Source organism: Pseudomonas sp. UBA4617, assembly GCF_002386445.1.
In the GTDB taxonomy this organism is placed as follows: Bacteria; Pseudomonadota; Gammaproteobacteria; order Pseudomonadales; family Pseudomonadaceae; genus Aquipseudomonas.
Genome location: NZ_DGIR01000046.1, coordinates 86,624 through 101,523 on the forward strand (window position 1 = coordinate 86,624; position 14,900 = coordinate 101,523).

General features: G+C 63.2%; 16 protein-coding genes. 6 read left to right on the plus strand and 10 right to left on the minus strand.

Features of this window, described 5'->3' with window-relative positions:
- The first annotated feature begins 38 nt into the window (after nt 1-38).
- Nucleotides 39-935 carry a M23 family metallopeptidase gene (locus tag B4L76_RS20530; RefSeq protein WP_296234982.1) on the plus strand — a complete coding sequence of 299 codons (897 nt, stop codon included), beginning with the start codon at nt 39-41 and terminating at the stop codon, nt 933-935.
- Nucleotides 936-968: 33 nt separating this feature from the next.
- Here the strand turns inward: B4L76_RS20530 and B4L76_RS20535 are convergent, their stop codons facing one another.
- The 3 genes from B4L76_RS20535 to phoB all read right to left on the minus strand — a co-directional run bounded on the left by B4L76_RS20535 (nt 969) and on the right by phoB (nt 4,528).
- On the minus strand, nt 969-2,309 hold the full coding sequence (locus B4L76_RS20535) for a hemolysin family protein (protein ID WP_296234983.1): 1,341 nt from the start codon (nt 2,307-2,309) through the stop codon (nt 969-971).
- A gap of 173 nt (nt 2,310-2,482) precedes the next feature.
- On the minus strand, nt 2,483-3,790 hold the full coding sequence (gene phoR, locus B4L76_RS20540) for a phosphate regulon sensor histidine kinase PhoR (RefSeq protein WP_296234984.1): 1,308 nt from the start codon (nt 3,788-3,790) through the stop codon (nt 2,483-2,485).
- 48 nt (nt 3,791-3,838) lie between these two features.
- Nucleotides 3,839-4,528, minus strand: coding sequence for a phosphate regulon transcriptional regulator PhoB (gene phoB / locus B4L76_RS20545; RefSeq protein WP_003253341.1), 690 nt, complete (start codon nt 4,526-4,528; stop codon nt 3,839-3,841).
- A gap of 171 nt (nt 4,529-4,699) precedes the next feature.
- Between phoB and B4L76_RS20550 the strand changes: the two genes are divergently transcribed.
- Nucleotides 4,700-5,071 carry a hypothetical protein gene (locus B4L76_RS20550; RefSeq protein ID WP_296234985.1) on the plus strand — a complete coding sequence of 124 codons (372 nt, stop codon included), beginning with the start codon at nt 4,700-4,702 and terminating at the stop codon, nt 5,069-5,071.
- Between the two features lie 33 nt (nt 5,072-5,104).
- On the opposite strand, the gene ubiA is transcribed toward B4L76_RS20550, so the two are convergent.
- Nucleotides 5,105-5,995 (minus strand): 4-hydroxybenzoate octaprenyltransferase, encoded by an 891-nt coding sequence (gene ubiA / locus B4L76_RS20555; protein WP_296234986.1) that lies wholly within the window; start codon nt 5,993-5,995, stop codon nt 5,105-5,107.
- On the minus strand, nt 5,995-6,552 hold the full coding sequence (locus B4L76_RS20560) for a chorismate--pyruvate lyase family protein (protein WP_296234987.1): 558 nt from the start codon (nt 6,550-6,552) through the stop codon (nt 5,995-5,997). Before B4L76_RS20560 ends, ubiA begins: the two co-directional genes overlap by 1 nt.
- A 226-nt stretch (nt 6,553-6,778) precedes the next feature.
- Between B4L76_RS20560 and B4L76_RS20565 the strand changes: the two genes are divergently transcribed.
- The 4 genes from B4L76_RS20565 (at nt 6,779) to B4L76_RS20580 (ending at nt 9,156) form a co-directional block, all read left to right on the plus strand.
- Nucleotides 6,779-6,946: a rubredoxin gene (locus tag B4L76_RS20565; RefSeq protein WP_003253349.1), complete on the plus strand. Its 168-nt coding sequence runs from the start codon at nt 6,779-6,781 to the stop codon at nt 6,944-6,946.
- Nucleotides 6,947-6,962: 16 nt separating this feature from the next.
- Entirely contained in the window at nt 6,963-8,111 is a 1,149-nt protein-coding gene (locus B4L76_RS20570; RefSeq protein ID WP_296234988.1) for an NAD(P)/FAD-dependent oxidoreductase, read from the plus strand.
- 187 nt (nt 8,112-8,298) lie between these two features.
- Nucleotides 8,299-8,598 carry an HU family DNA-binding protein gene (locus B4L76_RS20575; RefSeq protein ID WP_054894882.1) on the plus strand — a complete coding sequence of 100 codons (300 nt, stop codon included), beginning with the start codon at nt 8,299-8,301 and terminating at the stop codon, nt 8,596-8,598.
- A gap of 147 nt (nt 8,599-8,745) precedes the next feature.
- Complete coding sequence (locus B4L76_RS20580) at nt 8,746-9,156, plus strand: SCP2 sterol-binding domain-containing protein (protein ID WP_296234989.1); 411 nt, start codon at nt 8,746-8,748, stop codon at nt 9,154-9,156.
- On the opposite strand, the gene B4L76_RS20585 is transcribed toward B4L76_RS20580, so the two are convergent.
- The 5 genes from B4L76_RS20585 to exbD form a co-directional block, all read right to left on the minus strand.
- Nucleotides 9,153-10,556, minus strand: a complete 1,404-nt coding sequence (locus B4L76_RS20585) for an aminoacyl-tRNA deacylase and HDOD domain-containing protein (RefSeq protein WP_296234990.1) — start codon at nt 10,554-10,556, stop codon at nt 9,153-9,155. The genes B4L76_RS20580 and B4L76_RS20585 overlap by 4 nt on opposite strands.
- A 78-nt stretch (nt 10,557-10,634) precedes the next feature.
- The gene (recG, locus tag B4L76_RS20590) at nt 10,635-12,713 is read right to left on the minus strand and encodes an ATP-dependent DNA helicase RecG (protein ID WP_296234991.1); all 2,079 of its coding nucleotides are present in this window, start codon (nt 12,711-12,713) and stop codon (nt 10,635-10,637) included.
- 3 nt (nt 12,714-12,716) lie between these two features.
- The gene (locus tag B4L76_RS20595) at nt 12,717-13,643 is read right to left on the minus strand and encodes a hydrogen peroxide-inducible genes activator (protein ID WP_296234992.1); all 927 of its coding nucleotides are present in this window, start codon (nt 13,641-13,643) and stop codon (nt 12,717-12,719) included.
- A 94-nt stretch (nt 13,644-13,737) separates the two neighbouring features.
- Nucleotides 13,738-14,475: an energy transducer TonB gene (locus B4L76_RS20600; protein ID WP_296234993.1), complete on the minus strand. Its 738-nt coding sequence runs from the start codon at nt 14,473-14,475 to the stop codon at nt 13,738-13,740.
- Nucleotides 14,472-14,900, minus strand: a complete 429-nt coding sequence (gene exbD, locus B4L76_RS20605) for a TonB system transport protein ExbD (protein ID WP_296234994.1) — start codon at nt 14,898-14,900, stop codon at nt 14,472-14,474. The genes B4L76_RS20600 and exbD overlap by 4 nt, the downstream gene beginning before the upstream one ends.

Genomic DNA, 14,900 nt, shown 5'->3' on the forward strand with positions numbered 1-14,900 from the left:
AGTCTTCGACAGACCATAACTGTCAAAAAGCCACCATCATGCCCGCCCGCCTGCTGCTGTTCTGTGCAATGCTCATGGCTTCGGTGTCGAGCCAAGGCATGACGATCTACACGATCACCGATGATGGCCGTGTAACTTCCTATACCGACCGGCCTGGTCCTGGTGCCAGACCCTTGGTACAGCGCGAGCCCATGGTCGAGATGCACGAAGGCCAGGTGCAGCTGAATGCGATAACCTTCGACGGTGGCGTCAGCTTCTCGGCCCGCAACCAGCTGCATGTGCCGGTAGAAGTGGAGTTGCGGCTGGACAACCTGGTGAACGCGCAAGGCGGTAATGCGCCGCGTATCGTGCGCCGGGTGTTGCCGCCGCATACCACGCAGATGCTCAGCGTGCTCAGGGGGCGGCCCGGGATGTTGCTGAATTACCGCTCGACCTTGCTGCAGGCCATGGGCGCGCCGGGCAAGCGGCCGAAGAGCTTTCGCTATGCCTTCCCTTGGGTCGGCGGACCGTTCCGTGTGACCCAGGGCCCCAATGGCCGAGTCAGCCATTTCGGGCCGAAAGGGCGCTATGCCATGGACATCGCCATGCCCGAAGGCACCCCCATCATTGCCGCGCGGGAAGGTGTAGTGGTGAAGACGGAAAACCGCCAGAACGGGCGCGGGCCGAACCCGTCGGGCAATTTCGTGCGGATTCTGCACCCGGACGGCACCATGGGTGTGTACCTGCATCTGATGCGTGGCTCGGTGATCGTAGCGGAGGGGCAGCGGGTGCGACAGGGGCAGATGCTGGCCAAGTCCGGCAATACTGGCAACAGTACCGGGCCGCACCTGCACTTCGTGGTGCAGCGCAATGTGGGGCTGGCGCTTGAATCGATACCCTATCAGTTCGACAGGCCGATCAACGGGTTACCCGACTTCACTGCGGGCAACCCTTGAGACTGCCGGGCCTGCCTCGCAGGCCCATGGGCACTAATCCAGCTTGAGCACCTTGGCCAGCACGATCTTCGGCCCTTTCATCTTCTTGATGATGATGCGCAGCCCTTCGACCTCCAGCACTTCCTCTTCTTCAGGCACGCGCTTGAGCGTCTCATACACCAGCCCGGCCAGGGTCTCAGCCTCGATGTGGTCAAGGTCGACACCCAGCAGGCGCTCGACCTTGAACAGCGGCGTGTCGCCGCGAACCAGCAGCTTGCCCGGCTGGTAGGCGAGAATGCCGCGCTCGGCCTTGCGGTGCTCGTCCTGGATGTCGCCGACCAGCACTTCCAGCACGTCTTCCATGGTCAGGTAACCAATCACCTTGCCATCGGCCTCTTCCACCAGCACGAAATGCGCGCCGCCCTTGCGGAACTGCTCCAGCAACTGCGCCAGCGGCATGTGCCGCGACACACGCTCCAGTGGCCTGGCGAGGTCGTCCAGGTCGATGGTTTCGGGCAGGTGCTCCAGTTCTGCCAGCTCCAGCAGCAAGTCCTTGATGTGCAGCAGGCCGGTGAATTCCTCGCGCTCGGCGTCGTACACCGGGTAGCGGCTGAACTTGTGGCGACGCACCAGCGCCAGTATCTGCTTCAGCGGCGCATGGGCATCGATGCTGACCATGTCCTCGCGCGAGTTGGCCCAGTCGACCACCTCCAGCTCGCCCATTTCCACAGCCGAGGCCAGCACGCGCATGCCCTGGTCGCTGGGGTCCTGGCCACGGCTGGAGTGCAGGATCAGCTTCAGTTCTTCACGGCTGTAGTGGTGCTCGTGATGCGGGCCGGGTTCACCCTGGCCGGCAATGCGCAGGATGGTGTTGGCGCTGGCATTGAGCAGGTAGATGGCCGGGTACATTGCCCAGTAGAACAGGTACAGCGGCACGGCGGTCCACAGTGACAGCAGCTCGGGCTTGCGGATTGCCCAGGACTTGGGCGCCAGTTCGCCGACCACGATGTGCAGGTACGAGATGACGAAGAACGCGACGAAGAACGAGATGGCCTTGACCAGCTCGGGCGTGTCGACGCCCAGGTAGGCCAGCAAAGGTTCCAGCAAGTGGGCGAAGGCGGGCTCGCCGACCCAACCCAGGCCAAGGGAGGCGAGGGTAATGCCGAGCTGGCAGGCCGACAGGTAGGCGTCAAGCTGGTTGTGTACCTTGCGCAGGATGTTGCCGCGCCAGCCATGCAGCTCGGCGATGGACTCGACGCGGGTGGCCCGCAGCTTGACCATGGCGAATTCGGCGGCAACGAAGAAACCGTTGAGCAGCACCAGCAGCAGGGCAAAGATGATCATGCCGAAGTCGGCGAATAACGAGGTGAGGCTGAAACCAGGGGAAGGGTCCATGATGGAGTTTTTACGGGTTCCGTCTTTGGGATAGAGAGAAAAAAAGTGCCAGCTCTGGCTGGCACAGGGGGTCCAATGTAGCGGCTGGGGCGGCAAAAGCAAAGGGTGGTGGTCTTATCAGGGCCGCTGCAGGAACGGGCGTGCCCGCCAAGGGCTGCGCTGCAGCGACGATATCAGCCCTTCGGGTTAGCCAATTGTGCCGGTGCAAAATGACAGGTAAAGGTGCTGCCGTGCCCCGGCACGCTGCTGATCTCCAGCCGGCCGCGGTGGCGCATCAACACATGCTTGACGATCGCCAGCCCCAGCCCGGTGCCGCCGGTATTCGATGCGCGGCTGGAGTCGACCCGGTAGAAGCGTTCGGTCAGGCGCGGCAGGTGCTTGGCATCGATCCCTACCCCAGTGTCCTGCACCGACAGGTGCGCGCCCTGGGCGTCGGCCCACCAGCGAATACGGATGCTGCCCTCGTCCTGGGTATACTTCACCGCGTTGAATACCAGGTTGGAGAAGGCACTGCGCAGCTCCGATTCGCTGCCCTTGAGCTTCACCCCGGGTGCGGCTTCAAGGCTGATGCGCTGGTTGCGCGGCCCGGACAGGGCCTGGGCGTCATTCTTGATCGCCGCGAGCAAGGCATCGACCGCCACCGGCTGGTTGTCCGACGGGTAGTCGGTGGCCTCCAGCTTGGCCAGCAGCAGCAGGTCGTTGAGCAGGGTCTGCATGCGTGACCCCTGCTGGCTCATCTGCTGCAGGGCACGGTTCCAGCGCGGGTTCACGTCTTCGACGTTGTCGAGCAGGGTCTCCAGGTAACCGGTGATTACCGTCAGCGGTGTGCGCAGCTCGTGGGACACGTTGGCGACGAAGTCCTTGCGCATCTGTTCCAGCTGGTGGATGCGGGTGACGTCACGCACCAGCATCAGGTGTTCGTTGTTGCCATAGCGCGTGATGTGCAGCTGCAAGCGCATGCGGTCGTTGATTGGCGACGGGATTTCCAGCGGTTCGAGGTAGTTCTCCGCCTCGAAGTATTCCTTGAAGCGCGGGTGGCGCACCAGGTTGGTGACCTGCTGGCCACCGTCCTGTGGGGTCTTGAAGCCCAGCAAGGTTTCGGCGGCGCGGTTCCACCATTCCAGGTTGCTGTCGCTGTCGAGCATGATCACCGCGTCACGCAGCGCGGCGGTGGACTCCTGTACCCGGTCGATCACCGCCTGCAGGCGGCCGCGCACGCGCTGGTCGCGGCGTTGCAGGTGATAGATGCTGTCGAACACCTCGCCCCACAGGCCGTAGCCATCGGGCGGTGCTTCATCGGGTTGGTGGTTGCGCAGCCAGTCGTGCAGGCGTAACAGTTGCTTGAGGGTCCAGCCCAGGTAGAGCGCCAGGCCGATGGCCAGGCTCCAGCCATAGTAGCCGCTGACCAGCCCGCCGATCAGGCAGACGGTAATCAGCAGCAGCAGGTGGCGAATCAGGGTGGCGTGCCAGTTCTGGTTCAATTGACGGTCCTTGTACAACTACATGCAGCTTGGCGCTTTTGAACTCGATCAGCTCTTGGTCGAGAAGCGGTAGCCGGTGCCCCGGACGGTTTGTACCAGATTTTCGTAGGCCTCACCCAACGCCTTGCGCAGGCGGCGGATGTGTACGTCGACGGTGCGCTCTTCGACATAGACGTTGCCACCCCACACCTGGTCCAGCAACTGGCCACGGGTGTAGGCGCGCTCCTGGTGGGTCATGAAAAACTGCAGCAGGCGGTATTCGGTGGGGCCCATCTCGGCCGGCTTGCCGTCGATGGTCACGCGGTGGCTGATCGGGTCCAGCAGCAGGCCGCCGACCTCGATCGGTGCCTCGCTGTCGCTGGGGCCGGTGCGGCGCAGCACGGCTTTCAGGCGGGCAACCAGTTCACGTGGCGAGAACGGTTTGGTGATGTAGTCGTCGGCGCCCACCTCCAGGCCCTGGATCTTGTTGTCCTCTTCACCCTTGGCGGTGAGCATGATGATCGGAATGTCGCCGGTCAGCTCGTCGCGCTTGAGGCGGCGGGCCAACTCGATGCCGGAGGTGCCTGGCAGCATCCAGTCGAGCAGGATCAGGTCCGGTTTGCGGTCGACGATGATCGCATGGGCCTGTTGGGAGTTTTCTGCTTCCAGGCAGTCATAGCCGGCCATTTCCAGGGCAACGGCGATCATCTCGCGAATAGGCGCTTCGTCGTCGACGATCAGTATGTTCCTGCCAACCATGCTCAAAACCTCTCCTGGATACGATGTCTTGGCCCGCATTAGATAACGGAATTATTGCAGCTGTGTGACAGGCCGTTGGCCATTCTGGCGACATTCCATGACTGAACTAGGCTTGAAAGAGCCGCTTTTGCGGCATTCCGAACCCAATCCCCCGAAACAATGGTGAATCCAATGACACGACAAACGCTGAGCTGGATGGCCCTTTTCACTGCGCTGGCGCTACCGGGGGTGGCCTGTGCCGAGCATGCGATGGAGAAGGACGGCATGTTGGTCGACCATGCCGGCATGACCCTGTACACCTTCGACAAGGATGCGGGCGGCAAGTCGATGTGCAATGGCGAATGTGCCAAGAACTGGCCGCCCTTGATGGTCAAGGCCAATGACGAACCGGCCAAGGGCAAGTGGAGCGTGGTGATGCGCGATGACGGCGCCAAGCAGTGGGCCTATGACGGCAAGCCGCTGTACACCTTCATCAAGGACAAGAAGACCGGGGATATGACCGGTGACGGCATGAAGGACGTCTGGCACGTCGCCAAGCCCTGAAATTGTCGGGGCTGCACAGCAGCCCCACATTCCTCAGCGCAACGCGTAATCCAGCACCACTGCGATAAACACCAGCATCCCCGCCCAATGGTTGTGCAGGAACGCCTTGAAGCATGACTCCCGGTCCAGCTTGCGGGTCGACCAGTACTCCCAGGCAAAGCACGCCGCCGCGCCCAGCAGGCCCAGATGGAACCAGCCGCCCAGTTCGAAACGGTTACCCGCCAGCAACAGGCAGCCCAGCGAAAGCAGCTGCAAGGTCAGGATGATTGTGCGGTCGGCGTCGCCGAACAGTATCGCGGTCGATTTCACGCCAATCTTCAAATCGTCATCCCGGTCGACCATGGCGTAGTAGGTGTCGTAACCTACCGTCCACAGCAGATTGGCGATGTACAACAGCCAGGCACTGGCTGGCAGTTCACCACCCGCTGCGGTAAAGGCCATGGGAATGCCCCAGGAATAGGCCGCCCCGAGCACCACCTGCGGGTAGTAGGTGTAGCGCTTCATGAATGGGTAGCAGAACGCCAGCGCCACCGCGCCGAACGATAGCCACACTGTGCGGCTGTTGGTACACAGCACCAGCAGGAAGCTGACTCCGACCAGGATAGCGAACAGCGCCAGCGCCTCGCGCGGACGGACCCGGCCACTGGCCAGGGGACGGTCGGCGGTGCGTTTGACGTGGCCGTCCACCTTGCGGTCGGCAAAGTCGTTGATGCAGCAGCCTGCAGCGCGCATCAGCACCACACCGAGGCCGAAAATCAGCACGTTGGCCAGGGTTGGCGAACCGTTCCCGGCAATCCAGACCGCCGACAAGGTTGGCCACAGCAGCAGGTAGATCCCGATCGGCCGGTCCATGCGGCTGAGCTGGACAAAGTCCCAGGCCCGCGGGTGCAGGCGATTGAGCGACTTGAGCAGGTGCAGGTACATCAGCGGTTTTCCTCCTTGGCCGCTTGCCACAGGGCTGGCAGGAACACTTCCGCCACCAGCAGCTCCAGGCCGCCACGTTCGAAGCGTGAGCGGCGGCCCCACAGCGCGGCATGGGCGGCTTCGCCTGGTAGCCAGGCCTGCGGATAACTGCACACCTCGATGGGGTGGCGGATGAATGCCTGGTCGCAGAACAGCAGCTCGCCCAGCGAACGACTGCCCAGGGTTTCCAGGTCCAGCCCGCCACGCTCTAGGGCGCTGCGGCTGGCGACGCTGCGGGCGAACACCCAAGGTTGCTCATGGCCACGCAGGTACACCTCGCGCACCCAGCCTTCTGCCCCTGCGGCGATGCCCAGGGCCTCGCATTCGTCATCGCGCAGCGGTTGCCAGCCCTCGAACAGCGGCGTGACAGTGAAGTGATCGTCGGACAGGCGGGTCAGGCGGCGGGTGAGGGAGCCCTCGTCGAACAGCCAATCCAGGGTGGGCTGGTCGATGCCGGTCGCCAGCTGTGAATACGGCAGCCACGCGACAGCGGCTGCTTGCGGGGATTCGTACGACACGTCGGTCTGCTTGTTACAACCAGAGAGGCGGCGAGCTTAGCATGATTGCCCCGACTGCTTGCATACTGCTGGCGGGGCCGATACAAAGCCACCACGAATTGCGCTGGTTCTTCGCCGGTGAACCCGTCCCCACAGGCTACGCGGTCGCTGTAGGAGCGGCTTCAGCCACGAAGAGGCGCTCAGCAGCCAACACCAAGCTCCAGCCCGAACCGAGGAAAGAGACCTGATGAAAAAGTGGCAATGTATTGTCTGCGGCCTGATCTACGACGAGGCCGAAGGCTGGCCCGACGACGGCATCGCCCCTGGCACCCGCTGGGAAGATGTACCGGAAGACTGGCTTTGTCCCGACTGTGGTGTCGGCAAGAGCGACTTTGAAATGATCTCCATCGGCTAATCAAGGAAAGCACGACATGACGTCCCCTGTAGTAATCATCGGTACCGGCCTGGCGGGCTACAACCTGGCCCGTGAGTTTCGCAAGCTCGATACACAGACCCAGTTGCTGCTGATCACTGCCGATGACGGTCGCTCCTACTCCAAGCCCATGCTCTCCACCGGCTTCGCCAAGCAGAAGGATGCGGATGGCTTGTGCATGGCCGAACCGGGTGCCATGGCCGAACAACTGAATGCCGAAATCCGTACCCATACCCGTATCAGCGGCATCGACCCTGGCCACAAGCGGCTGTGGATCGGTGAGGAGGCGGTGGAATACCGCGACCTGGTGCTGGCTGTGGGTGCGCAGACGGTACAGGTACCGATCGAGGGTGATGGCGGCGAACAGGTGTTTCCGATCAATGACCTGGAAGACTACGCGCGTTTTCGCGCCGCAGCCTCTGGCAAGCAGCGAGTGCTGATCCTCGGTGCCGGCCTGATCGGCTGTGAATTTGCCAACGACCTGAGCCTAGGCGGCTTCCAGGTCGATGTGGTGGCACCGTGCGAGCAAGTCATGCCGACCTTGCTGCACCCGGCAGCGGCCGCAGCCGTGCAGGCCGGGCTGGAAGGCTTGGGTGTCCGCTTCCACCTGGGCCCGGTGCTGGCTCGTCTGGAAAAGGTCGGCCAGGGCCTGGAAGCCCACCTGTCTGATGGCTGCGTGATCGCCTGCGACCTGGTGGTCTCGGCCATCGGCCTGCGCCCGCGCACCGACCTGGCTGCCGCCGCCGGCCTGCGAACCAACCGCGGGATCAGCGTGGACCGCCAGTTGCGCACCTCCCACGCCAATATCTTCGCCCTTGGCGATTGTGCCGAGGTCGATGGCATCAACCTGCTGTATGTCATGCCACTGATGAGCTGTGCCCGGGCGCTGGCACAAACCCTGGCCGGTAAGCCAACAACGGTCGCCTACGGGCCGATGCCGGTCACGGTAAAAACCCCGGCCTGCCCACTCGTAGTCTCGCCGCCACCCCAGGGCCACGAAGGCACCTGGCAGCTCGAGGGGCAGGGCAGCGACCTCAAAGTGCTCTGCTTCGATGCCGACGGCAAGCTGCTGGGCTATGCCCTGACCGGATCAGCAGTCATGGACAAGCTGGCGTTGAATCGCCAGTTACCGGCTGTAATGGCGTAAATAGCTGGCGTTCTGTCGGATTTATCCTGTTGTTGCCTGCACAATGGCCGCCCAGATACTGGCGCGGCCCCCGTGCACGTGCCATCCTCAGTCCCGTCTGCCGCAGATTAGAGCCTGCGGTGCCTTGAGCGCTGCTCCCAGAGGCAGCACGGCATAACAACAAGAATTCCGTCAAAGAGGCTTCACTATGCGCAAACCAGAACTCGCCGCCGTCATCGCCGAAAAGGCCGATCTGACCAAGGAAAAGGCCAATCAGGTGTTGAATGCGATTCTCGACAGCATCACCGGTGCCTTGGACAAGGACACCGTGACCCTGGTCGGCTTCGGCACCTTCGAAAAACGTCATCGTGGCGCGCGTACCGGCAAGAACCCGCAAACCGGCCAACCGGTCAAGATCAAGGCCAGCAATACCGTTGCCTTCAAGCCAGGCAAGAACCTGCGGGACAGCGTCAACGTGCCTGCCAAACCGGCCAAGAAAGGCAAATGATCGTGCGCTGACTTTTCAGTCCCAGCCAGACGGGCGCCGCAAGGCGCCCGTTATGCATTCTGCAGGCAAAATGTTTCGTACCTGCATAAAAAGCTCTGAAAAAGGATAGAATGCGCGCTTTAGTCACGTTTAAATCGAGGCGCGTTGATGAAGTTCCGCTTTCTTCTCTGGGCCATGGGATGGTTGATGACCAGGGCCAGCCGTAACAACCCGGCATTCCAGCAGCAGCTCAAGGGCAAGGACCTGGTGTTCCAGATGCAGACCCTGGATGGCAAGGTCGCCCGGCACTTCATCGTCAACAACGAGCGCATCAGCAGCAAGGGCGGTGCCCACCCGCAGCCGGCCTTCGCCATTGCCTTCAAGGACGCCGCCTACGGTTTTGCCACGATGCAGGCGCGTAACAAGCAGCTGGCATTCATGCAGGGGATTCAGGACAAGCACATCCAGATCAAGGGCAACCCGGCGTTGGTGATGTGGTTCCAGGGGTTGATGAAGTACCTGAAGCCGAAGAAGCAGGGCCGAAACAATGGGGACCGCAAAGCGGCCCCAGGTTCTTAATGCGGTGCTTGGAACTGCGAAGCCAGTTCACGCAACAGGTTCTCGGCCTCGAGCACCTTGTTCACGACTTCCTCGGCCTTGTCGCGGGTAATCCCCAGGCGCTCCAGCAGTTCCTCGGGAATTTCCTCCTGCGGCCCCGTGCCAATTCCCCGCGCGCGCAGCAGGCGGGTGGTCAGGCATACCAGGTTGGGGAACGCCGAATATTCGCCGTCATAGGCCGGGTCGTTCTGGAAACGCAGCGCGGCTGACAGCTCCTCCGGCATGTCCCACAGTTTCATCAGCCAGGCACCGATCTGTTCGCGGCTGATACCCAGCAGGTGCTGTTCCACATAGGTGTGGCACAGGTGCGGGTTGACCTCCAGGTGCCGGCAGATCAGCGAAAAGTGCGGTGGAAACACATGCGCCAGCAGCAGGTAGCCAAAATTGTGCAGCAGCCCGGCCAGGTAGGTCAGGCCAGCCTCTGGGCGCTCAGTGCGCGGCATGGCACGGGTCAGGCCATCGATGACCGCAGCGGTGTAGATTGACTGCTGCCAGTACGGCGTGGCCTGTTGCGGGTGGTCTTTCGGCAGGCTCAGGGTCTTGCCCAGCGCCAGGCCCAGGGCCAGGTTGATCACCAGGTCGAAGCCCAGTACGCGCACGATGGCATCTTCCACCGAGCGAATCTTGTGCGTCGAGCCGTAGTAGGGCGATGCCGCCCAGCTGACCACCTGCGCCGCCAGCGCCGGGTCGGTTTCGACCACGCCGGTGATATCGTCAATGCTGGCGTTGGGGTCTACCCGCAGTTTGATGATCTTTTGCGCGGTGTCGGCCAGAGGCGGGATCTCGATGGTTTCCTCCAGGCGCTTCTGAATGCGTCTGGCGGTGAAAGCCTGCACTGCCTGGCTGATTTCCCGGGTGTCGTCATGCGGGCGGTCGAGATTGGGGCTGATGTCCTCGACCTTGAGGCCGAAGCTGCTGGCGCTGGCCTTTACCAGCATGCGCTTGAAGTACGCGCGCTCGATTTCCAGCAACAGCCCGGTTTCGCCGGACTGGATATACACGCGTTCGGCGTCGAGCAGGCTCTTTTCATACTGGCACGGCGAACTGGTCAAGGCCGGAATGCCCGGCAGGGCCTTGAGGTTGTGCTTGTCGAGCATCTGCTTCAGGCGCGCCACCGACACCGCAGTAAGCTGGCGCCCGGTCAGCTCAGCCAGGCGGTTGAGGTCCAGCAGCTGGCTCTGCGGGAACAGCACCAGCAGGGCACCGATCTCGTCGTCGAGCAGCACGGCCTGTACCCTTGACGCCGCCGGCAGTTGCGGGTGCTCCACGACCTCGCTGTAGGCCACGCCGAGCTTGTCGAGCAGCAGCCTGATGACCGAGGGTGCATGTGGGGTTGCGGTATCCAGGGCGACTTCAGTCATGGTCCGTATCCACTGATTCCGTTAAACGCGAAGTATAACCAGCCTTGGGAAAAATCTGGATCCATTATGGAACCGTCGTCACACTTGGCCATATTGCTGGCCGTGGCGCAGCCAGCGGTCCAGCAGTGGGCTGACATGGTCCGGCCAGCGTGCAAGCAGGGCCTGGGCCGCGTCACGCACTGCCGGCAACAGATCGGCATCGCGCATCAGGTCGGCGACCTTGAACTGTAACAGACCGGTCTGGCGGGTACCGAGCATCTCGCCCGGACCGCGTAGCTCCAAGTCCTTCTCGGCGATGATGAAGCCGTCGTTGGTTTCCCGCATGATGCCCAGGCGCTCGCGACCGATCTGCGACAGCGGCGGGTGGTACAGCAGCACGCAATGGCTGACGGCGCTGCCCCGGCCAACCCGGCCACGCAGCTGGTGCAACTGGGCCAGGCCCAGGCGCTCGGGGTTCTCGATGATCATCAGGCTGGCGTTGGGCACGTCCACGCCGACCTCGATGACGGTGGTTGCAACCAGCAACTGCAGGTTGCCGGCCTTGAACTCGGCCATGACCTCGGCCTTTTCCGCCGGTTTCATGCGCCCATGGATCAGCCCCACGCGCAGCTCGCCCAGGGCGCTGCCCAGCTCCTCGTAGGTGCTTTCGGCAGCCTGGCAGGTCAATTCTTCGGATTCTTCGATCAGCGTGCACACCCAATAGGCCTGGCGCCCTTCGGCGCAGGCGGCGCGTACCCGTTCGACCACTTCGAAGCGGCGGCTGTCGGCCACCAGTACGGTATTCACCGGGGTACGCCCGGGCGGCAGTTCGTCGAGCACCGAAGTGTCCAGGTCGGCATAGGCACTCATGGCCAGGGTCCGCGGAATCGGTGTGGCGGTCATGATCAACTGGTGCGGACATAGCTCGCCAGCTACGCCCTTCTTGCGCAGGGCCAGGCGTTGCTGCACGCCAAACCGGTGCTGCTCGTCGATGATCGCCAGGGCCAGGTGCTTGAATTTCACCTCTTCCTGGAACAGCGCGTGGGTGCCGACCACCATCGGTGCACCGTTGGCGATCTGCTCCAGGGCGGCGGCCCGGGCCTTGCCCTTGAGCTTGCCGGCCAGCCAGGCCACTTCGATGCCCAGCGGCTCGAGCCAGCGCTTGAAGGTCAGGTAGTGCTGTTCGGCGAGAATCTCGGTGGGTGCCATCAGCGCCACCTGGTAACCGGCTTCCAGCGCCTGCAGCGCGGCGAGGGCGGCGACCACGGTCTTGCCGGCACCGACATCACCCTGAACCAGGCGCATCATTGGCTCGTGCTGGCTGAGATCATAGGCAATTTCGTTGGCCACCCGCTGCTGCGCGCCGGTTGGCTGAAAGCCAAGGTTGGCCAGGTATTGCGCCTGCAGGCGCTGGGCCTTGGGCAATACCGGCGCGCGCAGGCTGCGCAGGCTTTCACGCAGGCGTTGCTGCGACAGCTGGTGGGTCAGCAGCTCTTCGAAAGCCAGGCGGTGCTGGGCCCAGTGCTGGCCTTCGGCAAGCTCGTCGAGATCAGCATCGGCCGGCGGGTTGTGCAGGTAGCGGATAGCATCGTCCAGCGGTGCCAGCTGGTAGTCGCGGGCCAGCTCTTCGGGCAGCCAGTCAGGCAGGCTGCGTGGGCCGAGCATGGCCAGGCTCTGTTGGCACAGCAGACGCAGGCGTTGCTGGGTAAGGCCTTCAGTGGACGGGTAGATCGGCGTCAGGGTCTGCTCCACCGGGGGGGGCGGCTCATCGCCGTTCAACGCGCGGTATTCCGGGTGGTAGATTTCCAGGCCCGAGGCACCGGGGCGGGCTTCGCCGTAACAACGCAGGTGGGTGCCGCGCTTGAGGCCTTCCTTCTGCGCGTTACTGAAATGATAGAAGCGCAGGCTCAGCACACCGCTGCCGTCGCCCAGGCGCACCACCAGGCTGCGGCGTTTGCCCATGGTCACGTCAGCGCCGCTGACCACGCCCTCGATCACTGCGTCCTGGCCGGGGCGGAGCTGGCCGATCGGCACCACGCGGGTGCGGTCCTGATAACGCAGGGGTAGGTGAAACAGCACGTCCTGGAGGTTTTCCAGGCCGACCTTGGCGAGTTTCTCGGCCATGGCCTCGCCAACCCCCTTGAGTACCGTGACCGGGACCTTCGACAGCTCACTCATGACTCAGGCCGGTTGTTCCACAGGGGCTTTGGCGACCGAGCAGAGGCGGATCGAGTCGGCGAGGATCTCGATGGCCTTCGGCCGCGGGAAGCTGGCGCGCCAGGCAATGGCCACGGTACGGAATGGCGCCGGTGCGGTCAGCGGGCGGACCTCGATGACACCGGGGGCGTAATGGTGGCTGTGCACTGCCGACAGGGGCAGGATCGACACGCCAAGGCCTGAGGCCACCATGTGGCGGATGGTTTCCAGCGAGCTGGACTCGACCGTGGTGTGCCTGGCCCCTTCGCCGCCCTTGTTCAAGGTCGGGCAGGCTTCCAGCACCTGGTCGCGGAAGCAGTGGCCTTCACCGAGCAGCAGCAGGCTCTTGTCGTTGAGCATGGCGGTGTCGATGGTCTTTTTCGCTGTCCACGGGTGATCGGCCGGCATCAGGGCGCAGAATGGCTCATCGTACAGCGGCAGGGTCAGCACGTCGGCTTCGTTGAACGGCAGGGCGATGATCACTGCGTCCAGCTCGCCGTTGCGCAGCTTTTCGCGCAGGACGTGGGTGAAGTTCTCTTCGATGTACAGCGGCATCTGCGGCGCTACCCGGTGCAGCTGCGGAATCAGGTGTGGGAACAGGTACGGGCCGACGGTGTAGATGGCGCCGACCTTGAGCGGGGCAGTCAGCTGGTTCTTCCCGGCCTGGGCGAGTTCGCGAATACCCTGGGCCTGTTCCAGCACCTTCTGCGCCTGGGCGACGATGCTTTCGCCGACCGGGGTCAGGCGTACCGCGCTCTTGCTGCGCTCGAAGATCAGCACGCCAAGCTCGTCCTCGAGCTTTTTCACCCCGACCGACAGGGTCGGCTGGCTCACATGACAGCGTTCGGCTGCATGGCCGAAATGCTGTTCCTGGGCGAGTGTGACGATGTAGCGTAATTCTGTGAGGGTCATAACGTGCGTCCATGAAGTTGCGAGCCCAGCATAGCGGCTGCAATCGATAGACGCACGTTATCAGACTTGCCGATTTGTGACAGAAACAAAAGCCTCAGCGGCGGTCCAGCGAGTAGACGAACGGCGCCACGACTTCGATCGTGCCGTTGTTCAGCAACTCGGGTGGCGGCTTGGGTACCGTGCCGGCGCGACGGATCATCTCCAGGGTCGCCCGGTCCAGGGCGGCACTGCCTGAGCCACCGACCATGGAATACGACAGCACCTTGCCTTCGGCGTCGACCACGAAGCGCAGGCGGTTGATGCCTTGCAAGCCGCGACGGCGTGCGTCTTCCGGGTAACGCTTGTACTTGCCCAGGTGGCGCAGCAGGTCGCTCTGCCAGGTTGGCAGGGCTTTGCTGTTGGACGCAATGCTCGGTGCCGGCGCCGCGGACTTTTGCGGCGGCGTGTTGCTGGGCGGTGCGTCCACCGTCTGTTCGGTCGGCGGGGCTTCCTTCGGCGGCTCAGGCTTTTTCTCGGGCTTGGGCGGCTGCGGTTGCGGCTTGGCCTTCGGCTTGGGCGGCTTGGGGATGGCGATCTTCGGTTTAGGGGCCTCAGCGAGCTTCGGCAGCGGAGGCTCTTCGACCGGTGCCGGCGGCTGCGGCGCTGCTTTCGGGGGTGGTGGTGGCGCAGGCTCCGGCAACGGCGCCAGTTCGACCATCATGGCTGCCGGGGGCAGCTCGATGGCCTGGGGCACCGACCAGTTGAGCGTCAGCAGCACGGCGACCACGTGCACACCCAGCACGATCGCCAGGCTGCCACCGTAGCGCGCCATGTTCGAGCGCGTCTTCGTCATTTCTTGGCTGCCGTCTCTAGACCTACCAGACCGACTTTCAAATAGCCGGCCGCACGCATGCTGTTCATCACTTCCATCAGGTCACCGTAATCCACGCCTTTGTCGGCCTGGAAGAAGATGGTGGTTTCCTTGTCGCCCTTGGTCTTGGCGTCGAGCATCGGGCCAAGCTGGCCGGGGGCAGGGACCTGGTCGTCACCGACGTAGAGCTTCTGGTCGGCCTTGACGCTGACGAACACCGGCTTTTCCGGCCGCGGCGCCGGTTTGGCAGTCGAGGCCGGCAGGTCGACCTTGATGTCGACCGTGGCGAGCGGGGCTGCGACCATGAAAATGATCAGCAGCACCAGCATCACGTCGATGAAGGGCGTAACGTTGATTTCGTGGTTTTCGACGAGGTCGTCGCCACCTTCGTTGAGATGCAGGCCCAT

What these genes read in the sequence shown, in the direction of transcription:
- B4L76_RS20585 (WP_296234990.1), bottom strand. Translation starts at nt 10,556, where the DNA reads ATGACTGAAGTCGCCCTGGATACCGCAACCCCACATGCACCCTCGGTC.
- B4L76_RS20580 (WP_296234989.1), top strand. Translation starts at nt 8,746, where the DNA reads ATGAAGTTCCGCTTTCTTCTCTGGGCCATGGGATGGTTGATGACCAGG.
- B4L76_RS20600 (WP_296234993.1), bottom strand. Translation starts at nt 14,475, where the DNA reads ATGACGAAGACGCGCTCGAACATGGCGCGCTACGGTGGCAGCCTGGCG.
- B4L76_RS20575 (WP_054894882.1), top strand. Translation starts at nt 8,299, where the DNA reads ATGCGCAAACCAGAACTCGCCGCCGTCATCGCCGAAAAGGCCGATCTG.
- B4L76_RS20570 (WP_296234988.1), top strand. Translation starts at nt 6,963, where the DNA reads ATGACGTCCCCTGTAGTAATCATCGGTACCGGCCTGGCGGGCTACAAC.
- B4L76_RS20550 (WP_296234985.1), top strand. Translation starts at nt 4,700, where the DNA reads ATGACACGACAAACGCTGAGCTGGATGGCCCTTTTCACTGCGCTGGCG.
- exbD (WP_296234994.1), bottom strand. Translation starts at nt 14,900, where the DNA reads ATGGGCCTGCATCTCAACGAAGGTGGCGACGACCTCGTCGAAAACCAC.
- ubiA (WP_296234986.1), bottom strand. Translation starts at nt 5,995, where the DNA reads ATGTACCTGCACCTGCTCAAGTCGCTCAATCGCCTGCACCCGCGGGCC.
- recG (WP_296234991.1), bottom strand. Translation starts at nt 12,713, where the DNA reads ATGAGTGAGCTGTCGAAGGTCCCGGTCACGGTACTCAAGGGGGTTGGC.
- B4L76_RS20530 (WP_296234982.1), top strand. Translation starts at nt 39, where the DNA reads ATGCCCGCCCGCCTGCTGCTGTTCTGTGCAATGCTCATGGCTTCGGTG.
- B4L76_RS20535 (WP_296234983.1), bottom strand. Translation starts at nt 2,309, where the DNA reads ATGGACCCTTCCCCTGGTTTCAGCCTCACCTCGTTATTCGCCGACTTC.
- B4L76_RS20565 (WP_003253349.1), top strand. Translation starts at nt 6,779, where the DNA reads ATGAAAAAGTGGCAATGTATTGTCTGCGGCCTGATCTACGACGAGGCC.
- phoB (WP_003253341.1), bottom strand. Translation starts at nt 4,528, where the DNA reads ATGGTTGGCAGGAACATACTGATCGTCGACGACGAAGCGCCTATTCGC.
- B4L76_RS20595 (WP_296234992.1), bottom strand. Translation starts at nt 13,643, where the DNA reads ATGACCCTCACAGAATTACGCTACATCGTCACACTCGCCCAGGAACAG.